Origin of the sequence: Streptomyces sp. TLI_146 (genome assembly GCF_002846415.1) — a bacterium.
GTDB lineage: Bacteria > Actinomycetota > Actinomycetes > Streptomycetales > Streptomycetaceae > Streptomyces.
The window spans coordinates 1-20,170 of sequence record NZ_PJMX01000002.1; the positions used below are offsets into that span (position 1 = coordinate 1).

A 20,170-nucleotide genomic window follows, 5' to 3' on the forward strand; every position below is an offset into this window, starting at 1 on the left:
CAGGCCGGCGCGCGCTAGCGGGACTGTCCGGAGTCGGCGAGGGGACGCTGGCGCGGGCGCTGCCGTCCTGGGGGCACCAGGCTCCCGAGCTCGATGGACCGCAGGACGGTCGGGGGCGAGGGCTGTGGCGGGTCGGGGGTGCGCTGGTGGGGCCCATGGCGTTCGGGTGCCGCCTGTGTACGGCACGGCGTACCGGGGCCGCAGTGCGTGTGGTGCGGTACGCGCAGCGGTGGGAGCGGGTGTGTGTCCGGCACGGGCGGTGGGCCATGGACGCGGATGCCGACCAGCCTCTCGAGCACCTGGATCTGCGCGGGATGCCGGGGGCGGTGGCGGCGCAGCGCCGGTGGACTGGGGTGGCCCGGCGTGCGGTGCGGGCGGGAGCGGAGCCGGGCGAGGTCTTCGCGCTGGCGTATGCGGTGGTGGCCCGGTGGTGGGAGGGGGCGTACGGGTGGGAGCGGGAGGAGATCTGGCCGCGTCGCCTGCACCAGGTCGCGGGCGGCAACGCGGGGACCGATTTGGAGCGTTGGCGGATTGTGGGGCGGGACGCGGTCATCTTCCCGGAGGTGGTGGCCGTCGCGGACGCGCTGCTGGACCCTGCCATGGCGCAGCGGGTATGGGCCGACAGCGGCGGTGAACGGCCGCGGCCGCTGCCTGCGGACGGGGAATTCTGCCGCCGCCTCGGGGAGCGGGTGGAACGTCCATGGCTGGGGCCGCTGGTCGCAGTCGACCACGGGGGCCCGCTGCTCGCGTGGATGGGGACGGTGATCCGCCGGCGCCGCCACCCTGAGGGGCGGTCCGGGCCGTATGCACGGTTCGACGAGAACCCGTGGTGGGTGCGCCAGGAACACCAGCCGTCGACCATGGCCGCCGGGCTGCGTTCCCTGTCCAGGGAGAAGATGACACCCGGTTCCGGCACGAACTGGCGCTCCACGGTGCCCGCCGAACAGCGCTTCCTGATCGAAAACCTGATCAGTGACGCGGAGGAGCAGCTGCAGCAGTTGCGCGGCGCGCAGTACGGCAAGAGCGTCGATGCCGCGCGGCAGCTATTGAGTAACCTCGGCCGTGCCGCCACGCTGGTCGACCAGGCCCTGATTGAGACCGTTTGGGCAGCGGCGAGTGCCGGGGTGCCCCTTGAGGAAGTGTCCCAGTGGGCAGGGCTGCCTGCAGAGGCAGTGGTGGAAGTGCTGGCTAGTGGTCCGCAGGATGACGATGGCTGACGCCCGCGGTCAAAGGCGCAAGTTGTCGGGGATGTGGGCCGTTCGGCATGCAGACCACGGTTCCTGGTTGATCGCTAGGGCGCGTTCGCTCGTTGGGGTGAGGCCGCCGGAATTCTCCCTCCCTGGCCGCCACCGCTGTTCTTGGCTGCCGGTGTGGGACTCCATGGCAATGCGGGGCGTGCGGAAGCAGTGTTCGTCGACGAGTCGGGGCATCTGACGCAGAGACCCTGGACCGCGGCCGCGACCGAGGTGCGTTTTGAGCATGCGCCGCCGGTGTCCGCGTTCCCGATCATGCCGGGTCGGCGGTGGGGCCCTGGCTGGTGGTGGTCGGCCACCATGGGCCGGCATGTGGCACACGGGTCGGCTGCGATGCGGGCGCAGTTGATGCTCCTGGACCGCAACCGGCGGGTCGTGGGGTTGTCGGCGCGTCCGGTACGGGTGGTGTGGCGCGATGAACGCAGCCGCGTACGGTCATGGATCCCGCAGCTGTTCGCCCGGTACACCGACGGGACCGGGCTGCTGGCTGACTGCCCCGCCGCTGAGGACGCCGGCGGGGTCCGGGCGCAGCACGCCCAGGCGGTGCTGGACGCAGCATGTGGGCTGGTGGGGTGGCAGTACCGGCGCCTTAGGCCGCCGGATGCGGTGATGGCGTCGAATGTGGCCTGGCTGGCCGGCTACCGGCATCCGCGCTACCGCGGTCACGGTGACCTGGAGGAGGCAGTCCTGGACGCCTTCGCGCAGCCTCGGCCGCTGATCGAGGGGGCGGTCATGGTCGGGGATCCGCTGCAGGTCTTGCCGGTCGTGTATCACGCGCTGTGGGCGGGGCGGCTTGAGACGGCGCTCGAGGTGCCCCTGCACGAGCAGGTGCTGGTCCGACGCACAGCGGCTGGGGAGCGGGAGCGATGACGGAGGCGTCCGGGGGCTGGCGGGCCGAGGTCGGGGCCCATGTCGTGTTCGAAGCCGTCACATGGCAGATCGTCGCTCTGGTAGGGCAGGCGGTGCGGCTGGTCGCCGAGGACGGGACGACCGCGTCGGTGCTGGCGGCGCACCTGTGCGCCGATCCCGGCTTTCGCGTCGTCAGAGACGATGCGCGTCCCGAAGTGCCGCAGTGGGGCCTGTTCGAAGGCATTGACGCAGCCGCGCGGGAGCGCGCACTGGCCTGGCAGCGGCACATCCGTGAGATCGAGTACGGTCTCCCCGCAGGTCCCGGCAGCCCAGGAGCACCTCGGCCGCAGTTCGATCCCGAGCGATACTCGCTGGCCGAGCGGGAGCGGGCCAAGGCCGAAGAGCTGGCCGCACTGGGGTGGGCGAAGGCGAGTGTGCCCACGGTGCGGCGGATGCGGGCCCGCTACCGCGACGGCGGGCTGTGGGGGCTGGTCGACGGACGCAAGCGGCGGCCGACGAGAGCGACCGGGCGCGCGGACGAGCGGGTCGTGGCTGCGGTGCTGGAGGCGGTGCGGCGCCAACGGGGGCGTTCCAGGGGGACGCGGAAAGGGCTGCGGACCTTGACCGGACAGATCCTGGACGACGCCCACGGAGCAGGCCGGGTGAAGGTGCCTCCCGAGTCGACGTTCAACCGGCTGGTGAACGCACTGGTCGATACCCGTGAGCTGCCCGGGCGTCCGGCCGGTGGCGCGGCGGTGCCGACGGGGCCGTTCACGCCGACCCGGGCACTGCGGCCGGGCGAGATGGTACAGGTCGACACCACCCGGCTGGATGTGATGGCCATCAACGACGACGGGCGTCCGGCGCGGCCGGAACTCACCATCGCCGTCGACGTGGCCACGCGCTCCATCCTGGCCGCCGTGCTGCGCCCGCAGGGGACGAAAGCGGTCGACGCGGCACTGCTGCTCGCCGAGATGGCCGTGCCCCACCCGATGCGGCCCGGATGGGACACCGCGCTGCGGCTCGCGTACGCGGCGGTGCCCTACGAGCGGCTGCTGCCACTCGATCACCGGCTGGACGGGGCGGCAGCGCGGCCGGTGGTCGTACCCGAGACCATCGTCGTCGACCGCGGCAAGGTGTTCCTCTCCCAAGGGTTCTCGGCCGCGTGCGAAACCCTGGGGATCAGTGTGCAGAGCGCCCCACCCCGCCGGCCGAGTGCGAAGGGCTCGGTGGAGCGGACCTTTGGTGCGATCAACACGCTGGTCGCTCAGCATGTCGCCGGCTACACCGGATCCGACGTCACCCGCCGCGGACCGCGCGTGGAGAGCGAGGCCTGCTGGAGCGTTGCGCAGCTCCAGGACCTGCTGGACGAATGGATCATCTGCGGGTGGCAGTCCCGTCCCCACGACGCGTTGCGTCATCCCGTGCTGTCCCGGACGGTGCTGTCACCGAACGAGATGTGGGCCGCGCTGCTCGGCGTGTGCGGATACGTGCCACTGCCGTTGTCCGGGCGGGACTACCTGGCGCTCCTGCCGGTGCGCTGGTGCGCCATCACCGGCCGCGGCATCCGCATCGACCACCGCACCTACGACGATGCGGTGCTCAACGAACACCGCGGCCAAAGCTCCGGCATCCCGCTGCGCGGCGGAAAGTGGGAGGTCCACCACAACCCCCACGATCTACGGCAGGTCTGGGTACGGCTGCCCGACGGCAGCCTGGCCGAAGTGCCGTGGATCCACCGCGACCACGTCCACGAACCCTTCGGCGAACAAGCCTGGAGGCTCGTGAAAGCAGCCGTGGAACAGCGGGCCGGGCGGGAGCAGCACGAGGCCGACCTCGCCGACTCCCTCGATCAGCTCCTGCGCCGCGCCCGCACCACCGCAGACGCCGCGCCGCTTCCGCCGGGCGCAGCGGGGCAGAAAGCCGAACAGACCGGCGAGGAAAGGGCGGGCGTCCAAATCGCGGCATCCGCCCCAGACAGGAGTGAAGGAGTCCTCCTCTCCGCTGGTTCCCTGACGCATGCGCTTCCCCAGCAGCACAGCGGCACCGCGGTCGATCACGACGCAGCCAAGGGCATCGAATGGGAAGAAGCAGACAGCCTCGACGACCTGGCCGCCCAAGGCGACAGCGACACAGAGCCGCCGGGCGGCAGCCGGCCCGATCGTGGGTTCGCGTTGTGGAACGCCTACGAGGAGGCACAGCGATGGTGAGTGGGCAAGAAGCCGTTCCGGTTTCCGCCGAACCGGCAGCGGTCACTACCTGGCAGGGATTCGAGGCGTTCGCCACCACTGCCCCGCCCGCCCCGCCGACGGCAGGGGCACCACAGCGCAGCGTGGACGAACGCCTCGCCTACCACTCGGCGTTCGTCACCATCCGCACCCCAGCCGTCGATGCCCTGGCCCGCAACGTCCGCACCCTGATGATCCTCGGACAGCACCAGCACATCACCGCACGCCCCAGCCTGATCGTCACCGGCCCCGCCACTACCGGCAAGACCACCGCGCTCCTCGAAGTCGGTCGCGTCTGCCACCTCGCCCACACCGCACGCAGTCCCCACCCCGGCATCAATCACACCGCTTCTGTGCCGGTCGCCTACGTCCTGGTCCCGCCCGCCGCCAGCGCGAAAACCCTCGCCGCCGAATTCGCCCGCTACCTCGGCATCCCCACCACCATCCGCATGACCCAAGCCCAGATCACCACCGCCGTGTGCACCACCTACGCCAAAGCCAGCGTAAAACTCGTCCTGATCGACGAAATCCACCGGCTCAACCCCCACACCACCACCGGCGCCGAAACCGCCGACCTCCTCAAAGACCTCACCGAACGCATCGGCGCGACGTTCGTGTACGCGGGCATCGACGTGACACGCAGCGAGCTGTTCAGCGGGGTACGTGGTGCCCAACTCGCCGGTCGGGCCAGCCTCATCGACTTCAGCGCCTTCCCCGCCCGCCTCGGGGAACAAGAGCCGTTCAAAGAACTGATCACGTTGATGGAACAAGCCCTCGACCTTGAGAACCACAAGACGGGCAGTCTGCCCCGCCTTGCCTCATATCTTCACGAGCGCACCGGTGGGAAGATCGGCAGCCTCTCGCGCCTGATCCGCCACGCCGCGATCGACGCGATCTGCGACGGCAGCGAACGCATCACCAAAACATCCCTCGAAGCCATCCAGCTCGACCACCTCGCCGAGGAACACTACCGACCCCACACCCGCCACTCCCCCACGCCACCCGGGCGGTCACGCCGGTGACAGCGCTACCGCGCCGACACTGAGTACACAGACCGGGACGGCACCCGCGACGTGCACGCAAGCCCCGGCTGCCTTACGGCCCACCAGTGCAACTGCACAGACAAGCCATACCCGCCCAACCAACCTGCACAACACCCGACAATGCCCAGGCCACGACAACAGCGACCCCCACCCAGCTCAGCAACATCCAGGCCCCGAACCGGACTTGAACCCCCGCTCCGAACCAGAAGATCACCCAGCCAAACCGCGAAACCCCACCTCAAAGGACCACTACCTACGCAGACTCACCGCCCCGCGACACTTGCTCCGCAATCCCCAGCAGAATTCACTCCGTGAATTCCCTTGTCTGGCTGAGAAGTTGGGGGCCCTCGGATTCCTGACTACCTTTCACTCATTGACCTGACAGGTAGTCAGGTCAATGAGTGAAAACCCACCCACTCCTCTTCCCCCGCTCAAACCCTCAACGCCTCCACTCACGCATCAGCTCTACGATCCCAGCTGCCGTACAGCGAGAGCTGTTCAACCCAGAGTGTCAGGAGCGGAAGCGCTCACGCTGGCAGTGCAGACACATGTAGCCCGTGCGCAGCACCAGCTTCATGGCGACCGGGTCCTTGTGGATCTGGCACAGCCATGACAGCTCGGAGTTCTTCGGCAGATCGCGTTTCAGGAACTGGCGGGCTGTCGCGCGAGCGCTCCCGTCGCCTGAGCGGGGGGTGTTACTGGTCATCTCCGTTACCGTTCTCGTCGGGCTCCGGCTCCGGCTCGGTCGGGGTGATGATCTCTTCGCCCGCCACGTCGTAGCCGTTCACTTCATCCCTGCCGTGGACCTCCATCGCTGTGAACACACGGGGTTGTGCCGAACCGCCCCGCCCTGGGCGGCTTAGGCCCCCGGGGCGGGCCTCTCGCCGTTCCGGGAATGGACCTCATCCCTAGACCGGAATGGGAGCTGAACCCGCCCTCAGCCCGGGGCGGGAGTCTGGGGGTCGGGGTCTACAGGCCGTGGGCCCGCGTGTGCTCGATACTCTCCGTGCCGCCGACCGACCGCTGCCGGGCAGCGTGATCCATCCGGTGGGCCTGGGCCCGGCGGTCCTGTTCCTGACGGCTGCTCAGCACCACACACGCCATGTCTTCCACCGCGCGGGTGAACAGGCCGTGCCCGGTCGCGGCCGCGTGCTCGATGATCGCGACGCCCCCGGCGCCCAGGTCGCTGATTGCGTCCAACATCCATCCGCAGCCGTCGCCGGACAGGCAGTGAGCGGTCATGGTCACCTCGCTGTCAGAGTGCCGCAGCAGCCGGTAGACCACGCCCCGCAGCGTGCTCCTGATGCTCACCGGGCCACCACCTCCCCACCGGGCCATGTGCGGTGGGCCGGGTGGCGGATGATCTCCGTGTTCGCCTGCCGCACCCTCCGCTGCGCCCGCCCCTCGCGGGCCACCTCCCGCTCCGTGCGCCACGCGTCGCACAGATCACAGCCCGGCGGGCCCTCCGGTTCCAGGCCGTAGGCCGCATCCCGCACACTCGTGATCCCTGGGCCACACTTTCGCTCCCGGGGCGGTCCCACCGGCGGTGCCCACATCAGCACCGCCCCCGCACGGGCACCGGGATATCGAGGACGCGGGCTCGCACCAGTTCCTCGGGGCGTGCGTCGCGCAGGGCCTCCGGCGCCGTGGCCCACTGCCGGCCACCTCCTGGCGGGCGCAGGTAGACACTCCCCTCATAGCGCTCCACCACCCCCAGCCTCCCGCTGGCGGTATCCACTACGTACTGCGGGCTGCTTTCCACGCCGTCCCGCCATCCTCTCTGCTGGCCATGGCCCGCGCCCGCCTCAACACGACCGCAGTGCCTCTTGCCAGCAGTCAACGCCCATAGCCGCAGGGGGCCTTGCACACTGTTTGCACAGATGCGGTGCGGGTACGCAGACGGCTTGCGAACAAACGCGGCTCCTGGCCGTGCTCCCCGACCTGCTCAGGGACGCCACCACACATGCCCACCGCGCGAACACGCCCGAAGCGTGGATGATCCTGGCGGAGGCGTACAGCATCACCTACTGGCTCGCGGCGCGGCACCAGTGGATGGACACGGCTGAACTCGCCGTGACCCGCCAAAGGTGGGCCGTCGAGCAGCAGCCCAACCCCCTGGGCGCCGCCGTCGCGTCCCGGGACCGCGCCGGGACCTACCTGAATTTCGGGGACACCGAGCGCGGCCTGACCCTCGTGGACCGCGCCATTGCCGACGCGCAGCAGAGACTCGACAGCACCGACCGCGACCTAGCCGTCTGCATCCTGAACCTTCGCGGAATGACACTGGCAGGCAGGCTACGAGACAAGCGCGAGGTAGCCCGAGAGGCCGGCTTAGCCGACCGTGATCAATAGCAACCGACACTTTCGGTACCGCGACTACTCACGAATATCCAAGCCGAGCCGTCCACCCCATCTTCGGTGGAACGTCCTTCATGCGAGACCAGCTGCCCGCGCCCTTCCACGACGACGCCCCGAAGTGCTCGGGCAGGTCCATCCACGGGGTGCCGATACGGTGACTGAGATTGGCTGGTCACCCGCTGATCAGCCCGTTCAAGTGGTGGCCGTGGGGTTCGAGGGTTCGGCGGCCTTGCGGTATTCGGCGTTGATCCGCTGGGCCTCTTCGAGCTGGTCTTCCAGGATGATGATGCGGCAGGCGGCCTCGATGGGAGTGCCCTGGTCGACGAGTTCGCGGGCGCGGGCGGCGATGCGCAGCTGGTAGCGGGAGTAGCGGCGGTGTCCGCCGGCCGAGCGCAGTGGGGTGATCAGGCGGGCTTCGCCGATGGCACGGAGGAAGCCCTGGGTGGTGCCGAGTATCTCGGCGGCCCGGCCCATGGTGTAGGCGGGGTAGTCGTCGTCATCGAGACGGCTGAAGGAGTCGTCTGCGGTCATTGCACCTCTCTATGAAACACGTTGAGGGGCCCGGGAGCATGTGGCTCCCGGGCCCCGAAGGAACAGCTACACCATCTGCCGGCTCCGATACTGCGCCGGCCTTCTGTTTCCGCCCGCCCGGCCTGAACTTCGCCGGGGTCGCGGGGATCGCGGATGCGTGACCGGAGACCACCTCACTATCGATGTCCTGCGGTACCCGGACCCGTGTGGCGTCCGGGCGATCCTGATGGGGCTGGTTCCTCCGTTCTTTCCTCTGGGTCAATCACTTACGGGAACTGCGTACTGCTGTTACTGCGTACTGCTGGTGTTGCGTACTGCTTGTGGCCTCTCACAGCGCCACTTCGGCAGCCAGCCCCGTCGCCCGTCCTGCATCTGCTCTGGCTTGGAACCCCACTGCCGAACCACCCGGGTGCGCGCGCCCGCAGCCGACGCCTTCACCGAGGTACCACTCACTGACTTCACTGCTGGGTACTGCGAACTGCACTTACTGCGGGTACTGCCACTGCGGTACTGCTCACGGCGGCCCCTGATCACTGCGGGCCACCCGGTCCGGTCACCAGTCCCGTCGCCGTCCTGCAACCAACCTGGCTTCGAAACTCCGTCACCGCACCGTCCTGCGTACTGCAACTGCGGGTACTGCGATCCTGCTGCCCGGCAGTTCGTCTCTGCCGGCCCTTTTGACCTCTTCGGGCTACGACAGAAACCATAACCACACCACCGCCCAATGTCTACTCCGGCCGATATAGATTTTCGTCTGCCGTGTGGAGAGGTAGTCGGTCCTGGACAGGAGGGGCGGGCTACCTACCGGCAGTGCCCTCCACGTTCCGGCGCCTGCGGGTGAAGGGGCCCTCCGCGCCCGCAACGCGGAACCGGCCCGCCCCCCACCGCTGCACGCGGGGGGAACGGGCCGGTCCATCAGGCCGTAGCGGCTCAGCCGTACGTCTCGACCCACATGTTCACGGCGCCGCCGCCCATCCCGCATTCGAGGATGGACGCCCACTCCTTGCCCATCGAACGGCCGCCCTCGGACCCGGTGTACGGGCCGCGCACGCCGCCGACATTGGCGCAGTAGCCGTGGACGCGCCAGCGGCCGTTGCCGCTGTCGCACCAGCCCACACCGGCGCCGTCGTTGCGGTTGTAGGCGTGGCAGCTGCTGGACGCGCTCGCGGACGGCGCGGCCAGGAGCATCGCCCCGGCCGCCACCGCCAGCGCGGTGGACACGGTCCCTGCCATGCGCAGTCGCTTCATGACATTCCCCCTTCTGGAACGGCCTCCGCGTCTCCCCGCGGTCACCCGGGGCACGCGGAACCAACGGAATCGGTGCGGCCGAAAGAGCCGGCCGCACCGATAGACAACGTCGGGAAACCCAACGGGAACAGCGTGGCAACATCCCCTAACAACCGGCTAACAGGTTGGCGGAGGGGGCCCTTCCATCGGCCCGGCGCCTCGCCGCCCGCCCGTCTTCGTACCCCGCTCCCCCAGCCGCTCCCCCGCTTGCCGTCCGAGTTCCACGGGAGCGGTCAGTGCTTCGGCGGCTTGACCCAGCCCTTCTGGACCAGTTGGTCGCAGTGCCACTTGCCGTGCGCCTTGGTCTCCCCGTGCTGCGCCGTCGCCTTGATGCAGTCGGCGTACGGGAACGGGGGCCCCTGGACCGGGGCGGCCTGGGCGGTCGCGGCCGCCATACCGAGCCCGCCGGCGGCCATCGCCAGGGCCAGGGCCATACTCATTCGACGCACAGAGTCCTCCTCTTCTCGCGCCGGAGCGGAACGCTCCGGAGATCCTGCCGCCTTGCGCGGTTCAACCACCGAACCGCCGGACAAGAGCGGCTATCTCTCAACGAGCCGGGCCATCCGCGCGACATCGGCCATCCGCCGTAATCCCCCGGCCGTGTCAGCCGCGGCGGGAGAAGAAGATGGTGGACGCGACGTATACGAAGCCGGTCACGCCGCACAGGACGTCCCAGGGGTGGCCGCTGTTGCCGCGGATCAGCTCGGTCACGAAGCCCGTCAGGAGCACCAGCACGAGTACGTTCATGGTGAACGCGGATGCGCGCTGGTTGATGGAGTGGCGGCGCTCGTCCGTGGCCTCGCCGCGCAGCAGGGCGGCGGCCTCCGACCGGCGGGATGCCATGACGAGGATCAGTACGTAGACGGCCATGACGACGAAGCCGGCGACCGCCATTCCCGGCTCGTGCCGGGCCAGGAAGATCGCGATGTAGCCGACACCTATGGCCAAGCCCAGGGCCGGAACGCCCCAGCGCTGGCCGCGGGTGGCCTCGGGCTTGTGGTCAATCGACATGAAAGATCTCCTCCACCGTCTTGGCGAAATAGCGGGCCATACGGATCGCCAGGGGCAGCGAGGGGTCGTACCGGCCCTGCTCGATGGCGTTGATCGTCTGCCGGGACACGCCGAGCGCCTGCCCCAACTCCTGCTGCGACAGGCCCTGGGCCGCGCGTAGCTGACGTAGATCGTTCCGCATGCATGGAAAGTAAGCTTTACATCTGGGGGATGTCAAGCGTCCTTTACATCGCGTGGGTGGGGGTGGGGGACTCGTTGCTGGTCAAGTGGGCTTGTGCAGTGGCTAGTTGATGGTTCGTCATCTCTTTCTGGCTTACGTCGGACCCCGCTCGGGCGCGCCCGGGCCGGCCCGCGCAGAATGCGGGCATGCGTATTCCTTCCGAACTCGTCCGGCTCGACGATCAAGTCCACGCGTGGCTCCCGCAGTTCCCCGGCACCTGGGGCATGGCGAACTGCGTCGTGGTGGCCTCCGGCTCCGAGGTCCTGCTGGTGGACACCCCGTACACGGCCGATCTCACGCGGGCGCTGACCGCGGCGGCGCGGCGCGTGACGGCGCCGGGCGCGCGGGTGTCGACCGTCGTCAACACGCACGCCAACGGCGACCACAGTTACGGCAACGGCCTGTTCCCGGATGCGGAGATCATCAGTACCGACGCCAATCTGACGCATCTGTGCGCCGAGCCGACGCCGGGGCAGTTGCAGGCGATGCTGGACGGGTGCCGGGACGAGGTCGCCTTCGAGCGGTACCTGCTGGCGCACTTCGGGCGGTACGACTACGGCGGCCTCGAAGTCGCGCCGCCGACGCGGACGTTCAGCGGGCGGCTGGATCTGCTGGTCGGGTCGACGCCGGTGGAGCTGTACGAGGTGGGGCCCGCGCACACCGCCGGGGACCTGGTGGTGCATCTGCCGCAGAGCGGTGTGGTGTGTGCCGGGGACGTGTTGTTCGTCGGGGATGTGCCGGTGCACTGGGCCGGGCCGCTGAGCGGGGTCGTCGACGCGTGCCGCCAGATCCTCGAGCTGGATCCGCGGGTGGTGGTTCCGGGGCACGGGCCGGTGGTGGGGCAGGCGGAAGTGCGCGCGTACATGGCGTACATGGAGGAGCTTCGGGGGCGGTTGCACGAGCTGTACGGCGCGGGGGTGGACGTCGAGGAGGCGTCGGGGGTGCTGTTGCGGGAGCACCGGCGGCCGGGGCTGGGGCTGTGGGAGCGGCTGGGGGTGCTGGCGGCGGTGGAGTACCGGCATCTGGGCGGCGTCGAGGAGCCGCTCAGCCTGGTCGAGGTGCTCGCGTCGGCGGTGCGGCTCGCGCCCGACTGCGTACCGGCGGTGGTGGCGTCGCGCGGGGAGTTGACGGCGGGGCTCGCGGAGCTGGGGGTGGCGGCTGTGCCGCCTGGGCCGCGGGCGGCACCGTAAGGGCGGATGGCCTGTGCAGACGGCCTGTGCGGACGGCCTGTGCGGTGGGCCGGTCAGGCGGGGCGGTCAGGCGGGGCGGTCAGGGGCGGTGTACGGGGCGGATCATCGCCGTGTACACGGTGGGGTCGCCGGGGGCGCGGTGGTTGGCCACGCTCCGGTAGCCCCATTTCTCGCAGACCCTCTGGAGGGCTCCCCCGCCGATGGTGGAGTCCACCAGGAGCGTGACCCGCTCCTCCGGGCGGAGTGAGAGCCAGATGTCGTGGAGCTGCGCGGCCACGCCGGTGCCGCGCCAGGGCTTGCGGACGACGATCTCGCTGAGGACGGCCGTCCGCCGCCCGCTCTCCCTGGTGACGTACTCCGGCAGCGGCACGATCACGTTCGACCACCAGTCGGTGTCCGCCGGGAGGGAGAAGCCGTGGCAGTAGCCGACGGCCCGGCCCGCCTGGTAGCCGATGGCTGTCGTCCAGCCGGGGTGGGCGGCGGCCGTCTGGAGGCGCGCCTCGAAGTGGTTTTCGGCATCGGACGGCCCCGACTGCGTGTGTACGTCGAGGTGTACGTCGAGCAGGCCGTGCCTTACGTACGGGAGGTGTTCGGCGTCGGCCAGGCTGTACTCGACCGTCACGGATGTCGTCCTCTCGCCTGCGGGCCGCCACTCGGCTCCGGCGCGCCGGTCGCACCAGGTTAGCCGCAAACCAACCGGCTGGGCTGCTTCCGCCTCTCCCCCTCTCCCCCGCCTCTCGGTCCCTTACTCAGTAGATCGTGAGGGAGACGTGAGATGGGTGCGCGCTTCGTCGGTTATCACGGCGTGATAGGTCGGTTGCTCGGGCCCGGTGGGGCTGGTGTACCTATCACGCCGTGATAATCCGGCTGCTTCCCGCCCGTTCCTCGGGGAACGCTGGGGGTCAGTCCGCTGTTGCCGGTTCCGTTCGGGTGGCTTCTCTGGCCGCCTCCTCCTGGAGGCGTGCCAGCATGCGGCCTCGCTCGGCGGGGGTCATGCGGGAGATGGCGATTTCGGCGCAGGCGACGCCGTCGTTCCACGGCATTTTGACGACGGGGCGGGCGCCGGGTCCCGAGTGGGCCTCGGGGCGCGGGGCCGGGAGGTCGCTGCCGTGGACGGGGTCGGGGTCCCCCGCCGACTTATCACGGCGTGATAGGTCCGCCTCGGGCGTGGAGTTATCACGGCGTGATAGGTCGGTGTCGCGTGCGGGGCTGGGGCGGTGTGCGGGGGCGGTCTCGGTCCGGGGGGTATCACGGCGTGATAGGTCCGCCTCGGGTGTCGAGTTATCACGGCGTGATAGGTCGGCTGCCTCGTCGGGGTCGGGCTGGGGGTACAGCTCGGCCTTCTGGCCGCGTGCCAGGGCGACGATCGCCGAGGTGCTGTCGCTCGGCGTGAGGTCGGGGAGCATCGACGAGCTATCACGGCGTGATAGCTCGGCCGCTCGTCGGGTCGCCTCCCGGCGTTCCTCGGCGGCGGCTGCGCGGGCGTCGGCCTGTTCGCGCTGCTGGTCGCCGGTGTACTTGGACAGGTTCCGTACGTGCTCGACCTTGCGGCGGCCCTCGACCAGGTCGGCCTGGAGTTCGGGGGTGAGGTCCAGGACCGACAGCTTGGAGGAGATCGTGGACTGGGCGATGCCGAGGCGCTTGGCGGCGCGGTTCTGGGAGCCGTAGAACTCGACGAGCTTCTTGAGCGCGTTCGCCTGTTCCAGCGGGTTCATGTCGTCGCGGTGGACGTTGGCGACGAAGGCCGCTTCGAGGAGCGCCTCGTCGGTGGAGACGAGGGCGTTGTCGACGCTGACCCGGATGGTGGGGACGCCGGCGAGTTTGGCGGCGGCCAGGCGGCGGTGGCCGTCGATGACGATGTAGCGGGTGTCGGGGTCGAGGTCGTCGGCCCGGTCGGGGCGTTCGCGCAGGTAGGCCTCGACCGAGGCGATGGTGATGGCGTTGACGAGGCCGATCTCGCGGATGCTGTCGGCGAGGCCGTCGAGGTCGCGCAGTTGCTCGCGGGGGTTGTCGGGGTTCTGGCTGATGCGGCCGACGGGGAGTTCGGTCGGGTCGGGGACGCCGGCGGTCGGGGCGACGGTCGCGGCGCCGATGGCCGCGCGCCGGGCGGAGACGGGCCGGGCCTGGCCGAACGACGAGCCTGCTCCGAGGTCCTTGGCTTTGCTCACTTGCTGATCTCCCGGGCGAGGGCGCGCAGCCCGACGGACTGGTCGCAGCGCGGGGCGTACGACAGGAGGGGGCGCTTGACGCGTACCGCTTCCTTCTGTTCTTTCAGGTCTCCGATGACGCCGACGACGCGCGGGTCCTTGATGTCCATCCAGGACTGGAGGGAGGAGGTGGCGATGTATCCGCGCCGGGCGTCGTAGTGGTTGACGACGATCCCGAGGTAGTCGAGTTCGAGGGCGAGGTCGGTGCGCATGTCCTCTATCTGCGACGTCAGCAGGTCGTAGGCGTCCGCGCTGCTGTCCTCGGCCTGGACGACGATGAGGGTGCCGGAGTTGCCGGGTACCTCGTCGGGGCGGCGGCGGCCGTAGTAGGCGGCGGCGTCCATGCTGAGGCCGAGGCTGGGCGGGCAGTCGATGAGGATGACGTCGTAGTCGGCTTCGACGGGGGCCAGGGCGCGTTCGAGGGCGGCTTCGCGGGCGCGTACCGATGCCAGGCGTACGTCGAGGAGGAAGGCGTCGGTGCAGGCGGGCAGGAGGTGGAGGCGGTCGCCGAAGCGGTCCTCGTCGATGGCGACGATGACATCGCGCAGGTCGCCCTTGGCGTCGCCGGCCATGTGGTTGGTGAGCGAGTCGCCGCCCATCGGCAGCGGTTCCTGGCCGAGCTGCTTGGTCAGGTGGCCCTGGGGGTCGAAGTCGACGAGCAGGACGCGCTGGCCGAGGCCGGGCAGGTCTTCGAGGGCGAGCGGGTCGGTGCGCACGCCGCTGGCGGCCGCGTCGGAGCCCTCGTTGCCGTCCTTGCCGTCGTCGAGGAGGGCGGCGAAGTGCTTGGAGACGCGTACGGGCATGAGGACCGTGGGGTCTTCGGCCAGGGCCTCGCCCGTCCCGGCGGTGATGGCGGTCTTGCCGACGCCGCCCTTCTGGTTGCAGACGACGATGCGCCGCACGATCGCGGGCCGCCGTACGGCCGGGGCGGGGTGGTGGTCGAGCCATACCTGTACGGACTGGGCGAGGCCCTGGATGAGGGAGACGCCCCGGTCCTTGCAGTCGGCGCGGAAGCCGGTCCACTGGGTGGTGGGGAGGAAGGTGGCGAACGATTCGGCGCCGGAGGTGTCGATGGGGGAGAGGTTCGAGCCGAGGCTGCGCCAGGTCGTGATGCCGGTCTCCACGGCTTCCTGGATGTCGACTCCGAGCTGTGCCGCGCGGATCTTCAACTCCTGGCGGAGCCGCAGGGGGAGCTTCGAGACGACCTTCTCCCGGTCGCTTCTGGTGGCAGGTGAGGTCATGAACGTAACTCTACTAACGCCGGAGATCGTTTGATGGACCGACACGTTAGCTTTCTGGCCCAAGGGGTGGGATTTCAGGGAGGTAACGGGGTGAATGGGGCGAAGAGGTGGTGAAGTGGGTGGTGGGGGAGGGGAGTTATCACGGCGTGATAGCCCTCATAGCCCGAAGTCGTCGCAGCGGACCTATCACGCCGTGATAACCCGGCTCATGCCACGTGGTTGCGGCCGCGACCTATCACGCCGTGATAGGTCGGCGTCGGTCTCGCTTCACCGTGTGCGCGGCTTCCGCCGCCCCGGCCGGGTTATCACGGCGTGATAGGTCGGGCCTCGTGTTCGTCCGGGTGCTCGTGCGTCACGTCAGGGCGACGTAGAGGACGCCCAGCACTCCGTATACGCCCGTCACCACTCCACCGCAGGCGAACGCGGTGAGGATCCTGCTGCGGTGGCGGATCGCGTAGGGGTCGTTGCGGGCGCGGGACTTGCTGAGGCGGGTGCGCAGGGCGCGGAAGTCGGTGAGGAGGGCCACCGACGTCGACGTCCAGCAGACGAAGAGCAGGAGGAGGAACAGGTCCAGGGCGCTCATGGGTGCCTCGCGGGGTCTGCTCGCAGCATCGGGGTGCAGGTGTGGCGGCGGCGTTCGCCGGGGTGGAAGACCAGGATCATCATGCGGGCGCCGGGGGCGGCCATCGGCTGGGCCGTGCAGAGGGTGACCCAGCCGGGGCCGAGGGCCAGGTGGTGCAGGGGGCGTTCGTCGCCGTCGAGGTGGATGTGGGCGCCGGCCCGCTCGTACAGGGGGGAGGAGACGGGGTCGGCGAGGACTTCCTTCTCGATCTGTTTGAGCGTCTCGTCGTGCGGGTCGGCCGCGAGCGCGCCGCGCAGGTGGGGGAGGGCGAAGGGGGCCCAGGCGTTCTCCCAGTCGGTCAGCACCGAGCGGGCGCTGCGGTCGAGGGCCATCCAGCGCATGGTGTTGTGCGGGGCGCGGCCGTCGGGGAAGAGCGCGGCGAAGGCGGAGTTGTGGGCGAGGAGGTTCCAGGAGCGGTCGTGGACGTACGCCATGTGCGCGATGCCGTCGACGGCTTCCTGCCAGACCCCGGGGATCTCCTCGCCGGAGCGCGAGTTGAGGGGGTGCGGGGGATCCTGGCCGAGTCCGTACCGCCACAGGGCGATCCATTCCTGCTCGTTCATGCCGAGCAGGCGGGCCACGTCTTCGAGGAGGTCGGCGGGCGGGTTGCCGTAGCGGCCGGACTCCAGGCGCCCGTAGGTGTCGGGGGCGCGGTGCAGCAGCTGGTCGATCTGGGCCTGGGAGAGGCCGGGGGCGCGCCGGCCCTGGCGGGTGGGCCGGCGCAGGCCGTGGCTCTCGGGTGTGATGAGTGCGCGGCGTTCGCGCAGCAGGCCGCGCAGAGCAACCTTGTCCATGAAACGTGTTCCCCATGCGTGGGCGGCCTGCGGCAGGGTGGGTGGCGGCCGCCTCGGTGAGCTGTGCCGGTGCGGGCGCTTACGGCCCGGGCCAGGGATCCCGGGGATCAGCAGCCCCAGGCGGAGTCCCGGCGCGCGCGGGCCGCGCGGGGCCGGGCGCTGTGGTCCGGCAGTGGTGTCGCCGTGTGTGCCTCGCCGTGCTGCATCGGTGCTTCCTCTCGTACGCCGTGGTGGGGGCCCCGCTGAACGGGCGCCTCCACGAGCGCCCTTCGCGCGGAACGGGCTCGAACATCGGCCGTCCGTGCGAGCGGTTTCGGCCGGGACCGGGGAGGGCGTCCCCGGCGGAGCCGGTTCCGTACAGGCCCACCGGTACGCTGCCTGGTCGGACATACGGCGATCAAGCGGTGGCGGCTGCGTGTGTGCGCCGGGCGTACGCACGCAGCGCGCCGACGGGGGCGAACCAGGTGGAGAGCGACAATCCGGCGCGGCACGGGGACCGGCTGCCGCCGGAGGCGGTCGAGTTGTACGGGCGGATCACCCGGCACGAGCCCGTCACCCCCGAGGACGGGCCGGTCCTGGAGCGGCTGCGGGAGCGCGGCCTGGTGGCGGTCGACGCCGATCTGCCGGACATCCCGATCGCGCTCGACCCGCAGGAGGCGGCCCGGCGGCAACTGGACGCGGATCTGCGGGAGATGGCGGCCCGGGCGGCGCGGATGGCGGCGATACCCGAGGACGCGGACGAGCTGAGCGTGCACTTCGAGCGGGCCAAGTGGCGTTCGGGGCGCGGTTCGGAGTTCCTGACGGAGCCGGGGCTGGTCAACGCCCGTATCGAGCAGGCGATCAGCCAGGCGCAGGGCGAGCTACTCACGGCCCAGCCGGGCGGGCCGCGCAGCCGGGAGCTGCTCGCCCTCGCGATGGACCGCGACAGCCGGGCGCTGGAGCGCGGGGTGAGCGTACGCACGCTGTACCGCGACAGTGTCCGCGACGACGAGGCGACGCGTGAGTGGGCGCGGGTGATGACGGGCAAGGGGGCGCAGTTCCGTACGCTCATCGGGCCGTTCCAGCGGTGCATCATCGTGGACCGGCGGACCGCGTTCGTCTCCGACCACATCGTGAACTCGGTGCCCAGTCACGCGGCCTGGCATGTGCTCGACCGGGCGGCGGTGGCGTACATGGCGGAGGGTTTCGACCAGGAGTGGCGGCGGGCGGAGATCTGGCACGGGGATCCGCGGGTGTCGGACGTGGCGGCGGGGGCGCGTACGACGCGGCTCCAGCGGGAGATCCTGCGGGACACCGCCGCGGGGATCGAGCAGCGGATCACGGCGCAGCGCCTGGGGATCGGGCTGCGTACGCTCTCGAAGGAGATCGGCAAGCTGCGTGAGCTGTGGCAGGTGTCGACGCTGGCGGAACTCACGTACCGCTGGGCGCTGTCGGCGGAGCGGCTGATCGACGACGAGTGACGGCGCCGGTGGGGGAGTGGTGGCGTCGACTGGCCCGACGGGTTTTAGGCAGAAAAATCATCGGGGGAAAACGCGGTCGGGCTGTTGCATGCTGGGCCCGGCCGATCGAAGTGGCCCGCGGCCTGGGGCGACTTCGGTCCGTACGTCCGCTGTCACGGGGGACTGCCATCCGTGCGCATGCCAGAACCGGCAGTGCAGGGCCTGTCGTCGGGCTCTGCCGGGCATCGCGCGGGGCCGGGTGTCCGAGCCGGGATGCCCGGACGCTGCCGAGTCTCGGCACGCCTCCGTGACGGGCGCCGGCGTGCCCGGCGCCCGTCACGCCCTCGTGTCCCGGCGCGGACGGTCGCCCGAGATCCCCGAAATCCCCGCACTCGGCCGGGAGTCTCCCGGAGGCGCTGACGAAACGTTCCGTCGGCGCCTTTAATGCGTCCATGCGCAGACGGGGGAGCGGTGGAGGCGGCCCGGTCCGGGGCGGCCGTTCCCGGATCCAGCTCTACGCGGGGATCGCATCGGCCCTCCTGACGCTGAGCATGGCCGCCTGCGGCTCCCCGGGCGCCTCCTCGTCGCCCGGGGACGACGAGGCCCGCCCAGCGCCCCGTACGGGCTTCTCCGTCCGCTACGAGCCCCCCTCGGCCTCCGACCGGACCAACGCCGCGTTCCTGCGCGGGCGCAGGGTCCTGGAGCAGGGCTCGGCCGAGGCGAACGCGTTCGGCCGGGCGGGCGCGTTCGCGGTGGTCGGCCGCTCCTGTGGGGGAGAGGGCTCGGCCTACGATCCCGGGGCGCGGCGGATCGAGATCTGTTACGACGACGTGGCGCAGGAACGCGAGCTGTTCGAGGGCGCGGGGGTGCGCCCGGCCGACGACGAGGTCGCCGCTGTGCTGGCGGAAACGTTCTTCCATGAGGCCGGGCACGCCCTCGTCGACCGCCTCGGCCTGGACCTCGGCGACCGGGCGGAGGAGGACGCGGCCGACCAGTTCGCCGCGCTGATGCTGATCCGCCGGGGCGAGGCGGGGGAGCGGCAGCTGCGGGTGGCGGCCCGGGAGTACGAGCTGTCGGCGGCGGCCGGGGACGCGGGCGCAGCAAGCGGGGAGGAGGCCCGGGATGCGCACACCTCGGACCTCGTGCGCGCCTCCCACCACCTCTGCTACCTCTACGGCGCCGATCCCACCCGTAACACCGACCTCGTCGGCACCAAGCTGCTCTCCCGGGAGAGGGCCAGTCGCTGCGGGGAGGAGTGGCGCGGGATGCGGGCCGCCTGGCAGAAACGTCTCGCTTGAGTCGCTGGGCGCAGCGACTCAAGCGACCGGAGCGACTGAAGGCCCGAGACGGCCGAAGCAGGGCCAAGCGTCGGCAGCGGTACGGGCCGAGCCGCAGCCTGCAGCGACCCTGCAGGAAAAGACCAAAGACGGCCCAGCAGCGCGGAGGCGGGTGGGGGGTACGGCTGTCGTAGCGACTGGAGCGACCGAAGCGACTGAGACCCGGAGTTCTTGGCGTGTCCCGGACCAGTCGCGGGGGCAGGTGCGGAACTCGGTCGCTTCAGTCGCTCCGGTCGCTGGGCTCGCAGGGCTTCAGTCGCTGCCGTTCAGTCGCTGCCAAGGCCTTCAGTCGCTGTTACGCGCGGTAAGGGTGACAGCGTTTTGGGCGTTTTGTGACTGCAGCTACTGAACCCGAGCGACCCTGAGGCTTCGGTAGCTGTTCAGTCGCTGCCACAAAACCCCAGGTCAAGGTGGGTTGGCTCGCTCAGACAGCGACTGAAGCGACTCTGGCTCCTATGTTAGTTACGGATTTTGCGTTTTTTCCTCGTGTGCGCGTTCCGTTGATAAGAGGGGCAATTGAGTCGCTGTCAGTCGCTGTTGGATCTTCAAAGCTGCTCTGA

General features: G+C 70.2%; 21 protein-coding genes. 8 read left to right on the forward strand and 13 right to left on the reverse strand.

Annotated elements, in window-relative coordinates; all coding sequences use genetic code 11:
• Positions 1 to 266: 266 nt before the first annotated feature.
• From BX283_RS38935 to BX283_RS38950, 4 genes are all read left to right on the forward strand, one after another.
• On the forward strand, positions 267 to 1,217 hold the full coding sequence (locus BX283_RS38935) for a DNA-binding protein (protein ID WP_180357517.1): 951 nt from the start codon (positions 267 to 269) through the stop codon (positions 1,215 to 1,217).
• Between the two features lie 189 nt (positions 1,218 to 1,406).
• A complete protein-coding gene (locus BX283_RS38940) occupies positions 1,407 to 2,123 on the forward strand; it encodes a TnsA-like heteromeric transposase endonuclease subunit (protein WP_306822872.1) in 717 nt (238 codons plus the stop codon).
• The gene (locus tag BX283_RS38945) at positions 2,120 to 4,312 is read left to right on the forward strand and encodes a Mu transposase C-terminal domain-containing protein (RefSeq protein WP_101392871.1); all 2,193 of its coding nucleotides are present in this window, start codon (positions 2,120 to 2,122) and stop codon (positions 4,310 to 4,312) included. Before BX283_RS38940 ends, BX283_RS38945 begins: the two co-directional genes overlap by 4 nt.
• Complete coding sequence (locus tag BX283_RS38950; protein ID WP_101392041.1) at positions 4,306 to 5,352, forward strand: TniB family NTP-binding protein; 1,047 nt, start codon at positions 4,306 to 4,308, stop codon at positions 5,350 to 5,352. The genes BX283_RS38945 and BX283_RS38950 overlap by 7 nt, the downstream gene beginning before the upstream one ends.
• A 532-nt stretch (positions 5,353 to 5,884) precedes the next feature.
• On the opposite strand, the gene BX283_RS38955 is transcribed toward BX283_RS38950, so the two are convergent.
• From BX283_RS38955 to BX283_RS38965, 3 genes are all read right to left on the reverse strand, one after another.
• Positions 5,885 to 6,079 (reverse strand): hypothetical protein, encoded by a 195-nt coding sequence (locus tag BX283_RS38955; protein ID WP_101392873.1) that lies wholly within the window; start codon positions 6,077 to 6,079, stop codon positions 5,885 to 5,887.
• 263 nt (positions 6,080 to 6,342) lie between these two features.
• Entirely contained in the window at positions 6,343 to 6,684 is a 342-nt protein-coding gene (locus BX283_RS38960) for a hypothetical protein (protein WP_101392875.1), read from the reverse strand.
• Positions 6,681 to 6,869, reverse strand: a complete 189-nt coding sequence (locus tag BX283_RS38965) for a hypothetical protein (RefSeq protein WP_101392877.1) — start codon at positions 6,867 to 6,869, stop codon at positions 6,681 to 6,683. Before BX283_RS38965 ends, BX283_RS38960 begins: the two co-directional genes overlap by 4 nt.
• Positions 6,870 to 7,302: 433 nt before the next feature.
• On the opposite strand from BX283_RS38965, the gene BX283_RS38975 reads away from it, so the two are divergent.
• Positions 7,303 to 7,725: a hypothetical protein gene (locus BX283_RS38975; RefSeq protein WP_257584499.1), complete on the forward strand. Its 423-nt coding sequence runs from the start codon at positions 7,303 to 7,305 to the stop codon at positions 7,723 to 7,725.
• 198 nt (positions 7,726 to 7,923) lie between these two features.
• On the opposite strand, the gene BX283_RS38980 is transcribed toward BX283_RS38975, so the two are convergent.
• The 5 genes from BX283_RS38980 to BX283_RS39000 all read right to left on the reverse strand — a co-directional run bounded on the left by BX283_RS38980 (position 7,924) and on the right by BX283_RS39000 (position 10,741).
• The gene (locus BX283_RS38980; RefSeq protein WP_101392880.1) at positions 7,924 to 8,262 is read right to left on the reverse strand and encodes a MerR family transcriptional regulator; all 339 of its coding nucleotides are present in this window, start codon (positions 8,260 to 8,262) and stop codon (positions 7,924 to 7,926) included.
• Between the two features lie 930 nt (positions 8,263 to 9,192).
• Positions 9,193 to 9,510: a hypothetical protein gene (locus BX283_RS38985; protein ID WP_143676649.1), complete on the reverse strand. Its 318-nt coding sequence runs from the start codon at positions 9,508 to 9,510 to the stop codon at positions 9,193 to 9,195.
• A gap of 272 nt (positions 9,511 to 9,782) precedes the next feature.
• Positions 9,783 to 9,989 carry a hypothetical protein gene (locus BX283_RS38990; protein WP_373979813.1) on the reverse strand — a complete coding sequence of 69 codons (207 nt, stop codon included), beginning with the start codon at positions 9,987 to 9,989 and terminating at the stop codon, positions 9,783 to 9,785.
• A gap of 163 nt (positions 9,990 to 10,152) precedes the next feature.
• Positions 10,153 to 10,560 carry a DUF2178 domain-containing protein gene (locus BX283_RS38995; RefSeq protein WP_101392886.1) on the reverse strand — a complete coding sequence of 136 codons (408 nt, stop codon included), beginning with the start codon at positions 10,558 to 10,560 and terminating at the stop codon, positions 10,153 to 10,155.
• Positions 10,550 to 10,741: a helix-turn-helix transcriptional regulator gene (locus BX283_RS39000; protein ID WP_101392888.1), complete on the reverse strand. Its 192-nt coding sequence runs from the start codon at positions 10,739 to 10,741 to the stop codon at positions 10,550 to 10,552. Before BX283_RS39000 ends, BX283_RS38995 begins: the two co-directional genes overlap by 11 nt.
• A gap of 185 nt (positions 10,742 to 10,926) precedes the next feature.
• Between BX283_RS39000 and BX283_RS42270 the strand changes: the two genes are divergently transcribed.
• A complete protein-coding gene (locus BX283_RS42270) occupies positions 10,927 to 11,970 on the forward strand; it encodes an MBL fold metallo-hydrolase (protein WP_306822873.1) in 1,044 nt (347 codons plus the stop codon).
• 79 nt (positions 11,971 to 12,049) lie between these two features.
• Here BX283_RS42270 and BX283_RS39010 read toward each other — a convergent pair whose 3' ends face one another.
• From BX283_RS39010 to BX283_RS39030, 5 genes are all read right to left on the reverse strand, one after another.
• Positions 12,050 to 12,592, reverse strand: a complete 543-nt coding sequence (locus BX283_RS39010; protein ID WP_101392891.1) for an acetyltransferase — start codon at positions 12,590 to 12,592, stop codon at positions 12,050 to 12,052.
• A 280-nt stretch (positions 12,593 to 12,872) separates the two neighbouring features.
• Positions 12,873 to 14,138, reverse strand: a complete 1,266-nt coding sequence (locus BX283_RS39015) for a ParB/RepB/Spo0J family partition protein (protein ID WP_257584503.1) — start codon at positions 14,136 to 14,138, stop codon at positions 12,873 to 12,875.
• Positions 14,135 to 15,418 carry a ParA family protein gene (locus BX283_RS39020; protein ID WP_101392893.1) on the reverse strand — a complete coding sequence of 428 codons (1,284 nt, stop codon included), beginning with the start codon at positions 15,416 to 15,418 and terminating at the stop codon, positions 14,135 to 14,137. Before BX283_RS39020 ends, BX283_RS39015 begins: the two co-directional genes overlap by 4 nt.
• Before the next feature lie 352 nt (positions 15,419 to 15,770).
• Positions 15,771 to 16,001 (reverse strand): hypothetical protein, encoded by a 231-nt coding sequence (locus tag BX283_RS39025; protein WP_101392895.1) that lies wholly within the window; start codon positions 15,999 to 16,001, stop codon positions 15,771 to 15,773.
• Positions 15,998 to 16,834, reverse strand: coding sequence for a helix-turn-helix domain-containing protein (locus tag BX283_RS39030; protein ID WP_101392897.1), 837 nt, complete (start codon positions 16,832 to 16,834; stop codon positions 15,998 to 16,000). Before BX283_RS39030 ends, BX283_RS39025 begins: the two co-directional genes overlap by 4 nt.
• Before the next feature lie 464 nt (positions 16,835 to 17,298).
• Here BX283_RS39030 and BX283_RS39035 point away from each other — a divergent pair, with 464 nt between their 5' ends.
• Together BX283_RS39035 and BX283_RS39040 are read left to right on the forward strand one after the other, a co-directional pair.
• The gene (locus BX283_RS39035) at positions 17,299 to 18,294 is read left to right on the forward strand and encodes a hypothetical protein (protein WP_101392899.1); all 996 of its coding nucleotides are present in this window, start codon (positions 17,299 to 17,301) and stop codon (positions 18,292 to 18,294) included.
• A gap of 431 nt (positions 18,295 to 18,725) precedes the next feature.
• Positions 18,726 to 19,571, forward strand: a complete 846-nt coding sequence (locus BX283_RS39040; RefSeq protein ID WP_101392901.1) for a DUF4344 domain-containing metallopeptidase — start codon at positions 18,726 to 18,728, stop codon at positions 19,569 to 19,571.
• The last annotated feature ends 599 nt before the right edge of the window (positions 19,572 to 20,170 follow it).

Bases quoted from the DNA above. Each gene is read 5' to 3' on its own strand.
- BX283_RS38935 (WP_180357517.1), top strand. From the start codon at position 267: ATGGACGCGGATGCCGACCAGCCTCTCGAGCACCTGGATCTGCGCGGG.
- BX283_RS38945 (WP_101392871.1), top strand. From the start codon at position 2,120: ATGACGGAGGCGTCCGGGGGCTGGCGGGCCGAGGTCGGGGCCCATGTC.
- BX283_RS38950 (WP_101392041.1), top strand. From the start codon at position 4,306: ATGGTGAGTGGGCAAGAAGCCGTTCCGGTTTCCGCCGAACCGGCAGCG.
- BX283_RS38955 (WP_101392873.1), bottom strand. From the start codon at position 6,079: ATGACCAGTAACACCCCCCGCTCAGGCGACGGGAGCGCTCGCGCGACA.
- BX283_RS38980 (WP_101392880.1), bottom strand. From the start codon at position 8,262: ATGACCGCAGACGACTCCTTCAGCCGTCTCGATGACGACGACTACCCC.
- BX283_RS38985 (WP_143676649.1), bottom strand. From the start codon at position 9,510: ATGAAGCGACTGCGCATGGCAGGGACCGTGTCCACCGCGCTGGCGGTG.
- BX283_RS38990 (WP_373979813.1), bottom strand. From the start codon at position 9,989: ATGAGTATGGCCCTGGCCCTGGCGATGGCCGCCGGCGGGCTCGGTATG.
- BX283_RS38995 (WP_101392886.1), bottom strand. From the start codon at position 10,560: ATGTCGATTGACCACAAGCCCGAGGCCACCCGCGGCCAGCGCTGGGGC.
- BX283_RS39000 (WP_101392888.1), bottom strand. From the start codon at position 10,741: ATGCGGAACGATCTACGTCAGCTACGCGCGGCCCAGGGCCTGTCGCAG.
- BX283_RS42270 (WP_306822873.1), top strand. From the start codon at position 10,927: ATGCGTATTCCTTCCGAACTCGTCCGGCTCGACGATCAAGTCCACGCG.
- BX283_RS39020 (WP_101392893.1), bottom strand. From the start codon at position 15,418: ATGACCTCACCTGCCACCAGAAGCGACCGGGAGAAGGTCGTCTCGAAG.
- BX283_RS39025 (WP_101392895.1), bottom strand. From the start codon at position 16,001: ATGAGCGCCCTGGACCTGTTCCTCCTCCTGCTCTTCGTCTGCTGGACG.
- BX283_RS39030 (WP_101392897.1), bottom strand. From the start codon at position 16,834: ATGGACAAGGTTGCTCTGCGCGGCCTGCTGCGCGAACGCCGCGCACTC.
- BX283_RS39040 (WP_101392901.1), top strand. From the start codon at position 18,726: ATGCGCAGACGGGGGAGCGGTGGAGGCGGCCCGGTCCGGGGCGGCCGT.